Origin of the sequence: Pseudomonas sp. VI4.1 (assembly GCF_002029345.1) — a bacterium.
GTDB lineage: Bacteria > Pseudomonadota > Gammaproteobacteria > Pseudomonadales > Pseudomonadaceae > Aquipseudomonas.
In genome coordinates, this window is record NZ_MULM01000109.1 from 24,509 (window position 1) to 30,560 (window position 6,052).

Annotated in this window: 6 protein-coding genes and 1 pseudogene; 3 read left to right on the forward strand and 4 right to left on the reverse strand. The window is 61.3% G+C overall.

All coding sequences use genetic code 11. The annotated features are described in order from the left end of the window. Window positions 1-7 precede the first annotated feature (7 nt). Window positions 8-478, forward strand: coding sequence for a MaoC family dehydratase (locus BZ163_RS06280; RefSeq protein WP_128870215.1), 471 nt, complete (start codon window positions 8-10; stop codon window positions 476-478). A 128-nt stretch (window positions 479-606) separates the two neighbouring features. Here BZ163_RS06280 and BZ163_RS06285 read toward each other — a convergent pair whose 3' ends face one another. The 4 genes from BZ163_RS06285 to BZ163_RS06300 all read right to left on the reverse strand — a co-directional run bounded on the left by BZ163_RS06285 (window position 607) and on the right by BZ163_RS06300 (window position 4,285). After that, window positions 607-1,467 (reverse strand): HlyD family secretion protein, encoded by an 861-nt coding sequence (locus BZ163_RS06285; protein WP_128870216.1) that lies wholly within the window; start codon window positions 1,465-1,467, stop codon window positions 607-609. Window positions 1,468-1,477: 10 nt separating this feature from the next. Beyond that, window positions 1,478-1,684, reverse strand: coding sequence for a DUF1656 domain-containing protein (locus tag BZ163_RS06290; protein WP_128870217.1), 207 nt, complete (start codon window positions 1,682-1,684; stop codon window positions 1,478-1,480). Further along, a complete protein-coding gene (locus tag BZ163_RS06295) occupies window positions 1,671-3,659 on the reverse strand; it encodes an FUSC family protein (RefSeq protein ID WP_128870218.1) in 1,989 nt (662 codons plus the stop codon). The genes BZ163_RS06290 and BZ163_RS06295 overlap by 14 nt, the downstream gene beginning before the upstream one ends. Before the next feature lie 158 nt (window positions 3,660-3,817). Beyond that, window positions 3,818-4,285, reverse strand: a complete 468-nt coding sequence (locus BZ163_RS06300) for a PA2169 family four-helix-bundle protein (RefSeq protein ID WP_128870219.1) — start codon at window positions 4,283-4,285, stop codon at window positions 3,818-3,820. 203 nt (window positions 4,286-4,488) lie between these two features. Between BZ163_RS06300 and BZ163_RS06305 the strand changes: the two genes are divergently transcribed. Continuing rightward, window positions 4,489-4,725 (forward strand): DUF3820 family protein, encoded by a 237-nt coding sequence (locus tag BZ163_RS06305; RefSeq protein ID WP_128870220.1) that lies wholly within the window; start codon window positions 4,489-4,491, stop codon window positions 4,723-4,725. A gap of 35 nt (window positions 4,726-4,760) precedes the next feature. Beyond that, window positions 4,761-5,944 (forward strand): annotated as a pseudogene (locus BZ163_RS06310) (aminotransferase class V-fold PLP-dependent enzyme). Window positions 5,945-6,052 lie beyond the last annotated feature (108 nt).

Genomic DNA, 6,052 nt, shown 5'->3' on the forward strand with positions numbered 1-6,052 from the left:
GAAGCAGATGACCCAGGTTACCAACACCCCTTACGAAGCCCTTGAAGTCGGCCAGACCGCCAGCTACAGCAAGACGGTCGAAGAGCGCGACATTCAGTTATTCGCCGCGATGTCCGGCGATCACAACCCGGTACACCTGGACGCTGAATACGCCGCCGGCACCATGTTCAAGGAGCGCATCGCCCACGGCATGTTCAGCGGCGCGCTGATCAGCGCGGCCGTGGCCTGCGAGCTGCCTGGGCCGGGGACTATTTATATCGGCCAGCAGATGAGCTTTCAGAAGCCGGTGAAGATTGGCGATACCCTGACCGTACGCCTGGAGATTCTCGAGAAACTGCCGAAGTTTCGAGTGCGGATTGCCACTCGCGTGTTCAACCAGCGCGATGAGCTGGTGGTGGACGGCGAGGCGGAGATCCTGGCGCCACGCAAGCAGCAGACCGTGACGTTGCCGACCCTGCCGGCAATCAGCATCGGCTAAGATCGCCGGTCTGTAGGAGCCAGGCTTGCCGGCGAAGGCGTCCTTGAGATCGCCTTCGCCGGCAGCCTGGCTGCTACGGGTGTACACAAAACCCCGCAGGAGCTGCCGCAGGCTGCGATCTTTTGATCTTACGGCCCTTCCTGCACCTGCACACTCGCGGTCATCCCCGAACTCATATTGATCCCCTGCGGCACCTTGTCCAGCTTGATCCGCACCGGAATCCGCTGGGCCAGCCTGACCCAGTTGAACGTCGGCTCCACCTCCGCCAGCAACTGCCCATCCGGCGTGGTGTTGCGGTCGGTAATCCCGCGACTGATGCTTTCCACGTGCCCCTCCAGCGCCTCCCCGGCGCTCATCAACCAGACCTTCACCGGGTCGCCGACACGAATCCGCGGCAGTTTGGTTTCCTCGAAATACGCCTGCACATAAAACGTCGAGTCGTCGATCAGCGCCATCACCGGTTGTCCGGCGTTCACATAGTTGCCCTGGGCCAGGCGCAGGTTGGTGATATGGCCGCTGCGCGGCGCATGGACCTGGCTGCGGTCCAGGTTGAGCTGCGCGACCTTGGCTTCGGCCTGGGCTTCGCGCAGTTCGCCACGGGCGATGCCGGCGTTGATTTGCGCATTCTCCCGCAGCTCGGCACTGATCGCTTGCGGCCCGAGGCTGGCGCGGCGACTGGCTTCGCGCTCTCGCAGATTGAGTTGTTGCTGACGGGTCTGGACCACCGCTTGCGCTTTTTCCAGCGCGGCTTCGAAGCGGTCGCGGTCGATGCTCAGCAACAGATCGCCGGCCTTGACCTGCTGATTGTCGAACACCTTGAGTTCACGCACCCAGCCCGACACGTCGGGGGCGATGACCACCACGTCGGCGCGGATCCGCGCGTCGCGGGTCCAGGGCGTCAACATGTAGTACTGCCACAAATGGAAACCGGCAAAGATCGCCACCACCACCAGGCACAGGGTGACGGCTACACGTACGGATGTACGCATGTTCAACTCCTTATAAAGGTCCGAGGACGACGGTGATCAGGGTCAATACACAGACGTACAAGGCGCAATCGAATAATGCTTCGTGCCAGATCCAGCGGCCGACCGGCGTCAGGCGCAACAACAGGCGCAAGCCGCCGGTCACCAGCAGCGCCAGCAGCACATAAATCAGAAACGGGCTGAGTAGCACACCCCCCATCGACCACTCACGCAAGCCCATTACTTTCCTCCTGTTGACGGCACCAGGCACGCCAGCTGTTCTGCAACTGCAGCACTGCGCCCTGGGCCAATTTCACCGCATCGCTGGGGGGCAACGCGTACAAGGTGTTCAAGAATTCTGCGCTGGGTTGTTCCAGCACATCGGCGCGACTGCCAGCCGGGCCTTGCTCGAGGACTTTTTCCAATTGATCGAGGTAGCGCCGTTGCGCCGCACTGACCGGTGCCTGCGCCACCGCCAGGCTCAAGCGCAAATGCAGCAGTTCGTCGCCGATGTCCAGCCCCAGCAGCCCGTCATCCCAGCGGCTGCGCGCCGGTTCCGGCAATTCGGGATAGTGTCGCGCCAGTTGCAACAAACGATCGGCCATGCGTCCACCGAACCAGCTTTCGGCCCCGCGCAGATTGCGCCGGGTCAGGCGGACCAGATCGTGAAGCGTCGCCACCAGCAGACGGCGGCCATGCCACGTCGGATTGCGCAGGATCAATAGCCGGAAAGCCAGCACCGCCGCGCCGACACCGATCACCATGGCCTGGGCACTGTTGAAGAACGTCGCGACATCGAACTTCATCGCGTTGAGCGGCGAGATAAGCACAATGAAGTGCAGGCAGAACGAGGTCGCCGTGGCACCAATCTGCGGTTTGGCCATGCCCAGCGCACCGAAGAATAACGGCACGCCCATTCCGAGACAGAGCATGGCAAAGCTGCTCCATTGCGGCAGCAGAATCTGCCCGACGCAAAACGCCGCCGGAATGGCCAGGAAAATCCCGCGCATGAAACTCATGCCGATCTGCGCGCCGTTTTCGCGGCTGGCAAACAGGCTGCACACCACACAGGTCAGCAGCAACGCACCCGAGGCGGCGGGCCAGGCGGTCGCCAGCCAGAAGCATGACACCACCAGAAACGCCAAGGCGCTGCGGGCGCCGAATACCAGCGCCAATGACAGGTCACGATGCGGGGCCAGGGTTCGCGGCGGATCGACCGTTTCCTTGCCCTCCTCCACCGCCTTCAGCGCCGCGCTCGCCGCCAGCGCGGTATCGAGCAGCAAGGCAAAACGAGCCAGGCAGAAACTTTGCGCAGAACTGATCAGCGGGTCATGGGTGGCATCGAGCAACCTCGGGCGCAAGGCTTGCAGCGTGGCATTATCCGCATGGGCGAGCGCCGCCTGGACTTCGCTCATCCACGGCATCAGTTGCCCGGCCTCTTGCGGTTCCAGCTGCTTCCACTGCCGGCGCACCGAACGGGCGATGCGCAGCAACATCAACAGCTTCTGGCTCAAGCCACTGATCGAGCGCGCGCGCTGACGGCCAAGACTGCCTTCAAACCAGGCATGTTCGCGCTGGGCATCCACCGCTACGATCCTGCCGAGGATCTCCAGCAGGCCTTTGCGCGCCTGGCCGTCGCCGGCCAGGGTGGCTCGAGCGGCATTCATCCCGCTCTGCCACGCCGCCCGCGCCTGATCCGTCAGCTGCTGTTCCACCCGCATCGGCCACAGCAGCGCACTGGTGGCGGTGGCGCACAGAATGCCCAGGCAGATTTCCGTACAGCGAGCCACGGCTTGGTCAAACACCGTCAGCGGATGGGCAATGGCCGGCAAGGCGATGATCGCCACCGTATAACCGGCCAGTACAAATGAATAGGACCAGGCACTGCGCAACATCGTCGAACTGGCCGTACACAGACCGAGCCACAACGCCAAGGCCAAAAGAAACAGCCAGGGCGTCTGGGCAAACAACCCCATGAACACCACCGACATGATCGTCCCGACCAGGGTGCCCAGCAGACGCGCCAGCCCCTTCTGCACCACCATCCCGGACAAGGGTTGGGCGACGATGAAGGCGGTCATCAGCGCCCAGGCCGGTTGCTCCAGTCCCCAGCGCAATGCCAGCCACAGGGCCAGGCCGCCACCGAGCAAGGTCTTGATCGCGAATTGTAGGGCGCGGCGGTCAGGCGCAAACAAAGCCTGCAAAGTGATAGGCACTAAAAACACTCTTGGAAGGAACGATTTAACGATAGACGTGATCGGTGGGGTAACTTGAAAAACAAATTATTAGCTAGCTATCTATACCCCGTCCAGCGCTAAATACCAGACACAAAAAAACGCCAGACTGGCTGGCGCTTTTGACAGGCTATGGGCGCTTACGAGCGCGCGCGAGCCTGGTTGCGCAGGGCTTTCACCTGATCGTGATTGCGTTGCACGCCATGGTACTGACGTTCAACCAGGTCACGAATACCCACCAGGTTGTGCTTGTTGATTTTTTCCAGGGCTTCTTTGTAAGCCTTCAGCGCATGGTCTTCACCGCGCTCGGCTTCGTTCAGCACGGCTTCTTCATCCTTGCCGGTGAACATGGACTTCACGTCGACCCAGCGACGGTGCAGGTCACCGCTGACACTGGTGGAGGTTTCCGGATCACCGCCCATCGAACGCACGGCGGCTTGCAGTTCGGAAGCCGCGGTAGCACAGTCGGCGGAACGCTGCACGAACAGCGATTTCAGTTCCGGATTCTTGATGTCTTCAGCGCACGTCTTGAACCCTTCCTGACCGTCCTTGCTGGTTTCAATCAGGTCGTTGAGTACAGAGATGGCTTCTTTATTCATATCGGTCATTTTCAATTCCTCGCGGGTTGATGAAAGATGCAATAGCTGTTGCACCCTGCATGCCAGCTTTGAATTGATTAGTTATTTCTTATATTTCAGATAGTTATGTTTAATCGTAAAATCTGTGTCCGCGTTTTTTGCATGATCTGTCATTTGGCCTGCATGCAGAATGCCTGTATTTTCCAGACTGACTGAATCCTGACGGCCGATAGATGAATCCTGAAAAGCTCGAACTGCTGGTAACCCGAGAAATGCCCTTCGGCAAATACAAGGGTCGAATCATTGCCGACCTGCCCGGCCAATACCTGAACTGGTTCGCCCGGGAAGGTTTCCCCCACGGTGAACTGGGTGGTTTGCTGGCCCTGATGCAGGAAATCGATCACAACGGCCTGTCGGAGCTGCTCGAACCGCTTCGCGCCAAACATGGCAAACCTGCCCCCCGGCACTGAAACCAACCGCTCACCTGCCCCTGATTGAGTAGCCCATGCCCGATAACACCCGCCGCGCCCGTGATGAAGCCTTCTGGCTGACGTTTGCCGACCGCTACGCTGTCGAACACGGCCCGGTCAATCTGGAGAACGGTTACTTCGGGCGCATGTCGCGCACGGTGGTCGAGGAGTATCAGCGCAATATCGAACTCATCAACCGCAGCAACTCGGTGCACGTGCGCCAACGTTTCGATCAGCACGAAAGCCTGGAAATCCGTGCGCAAGTGGCCGGGCTGGTCGGCGTACCCGCCGACTCCGTCGCCCTCACCCGCAACGCTTCGGACGGCTTGCAATCGTTGATCCGCAACTACAACCGCCTCAAGCCGGGCGACCAGGTACTGATCTGCGATCTGGAATACGACACGGTCAAAGGCGCCATGCGTTGGCTGGCACGCCATCGCGGCGTCGAGGTGATCGAGATTGAACACGGCCACCCTGCCAGTTTCGACAGTGTGCTGGCCGCCTACCGCGACGCCTTCGTGCGTTATCCGCGCCTCAAACTGATGGCGCTGACCCACGTCACCCATCGCACTGGCCTGGTGATGCCAGTGAAGGCGATTGCCGCAGCGGCCAGGGAGTACGCGGTCGATGTCATCCTCGACGGTGCCCATGCCCTGGGCCAGATCGAGTTCGATCTCGACGACCTGGGCATCGCCTTCGCGGGTTACAACCTGCACAAATGGATCGGCGCGCCGCTGACCCTCGGTTTTATCTACATCAGCCCCGAGCGCCTGGCCGACATCGACCCGGACATGGGCGCGAAATGCATTTCCCGGCCACCGACATTCGCGCCCGCACGCCCCATAGCACGCCCAACGTCCCGGCGCTGCTGACCCTGCCACTGGTGTTCGAGGAGCACCGGGCCATGGGCGGTGCCGCCGCCAAGGGCGCACGCCTCAATTACCTGCGCAATCGCTGGGTCCGCGCGGTACGCGAACTGTCGGGCATCGACGTCATGACGCCGGATGACCCGCGCCTGTATTGCGGCATCACGTCCCTGCGCTTTACCCGGCATGCCGATCAACAGGCGATGGCCGAGCGGATGCTCAAGGACTACAACCTGTTCACCATCGCGCGCAGCGGGGCCGCGAGCGGTCCGTGCATTCGCATCACGCCGGGCCTCACCACCACCGCTGCAGACATTGATCTGTTGATCCGGGCGCTGACCGAACTGCGCTGACGTCACACGATACCGCCCCCTGTAGGAGCCGGCTTGCCGGCGAAGGCGTCTTCATGGTCGCCGTGGATTAGCCATTAAACACGCATTATCGTTGACGACCTTCGCCGG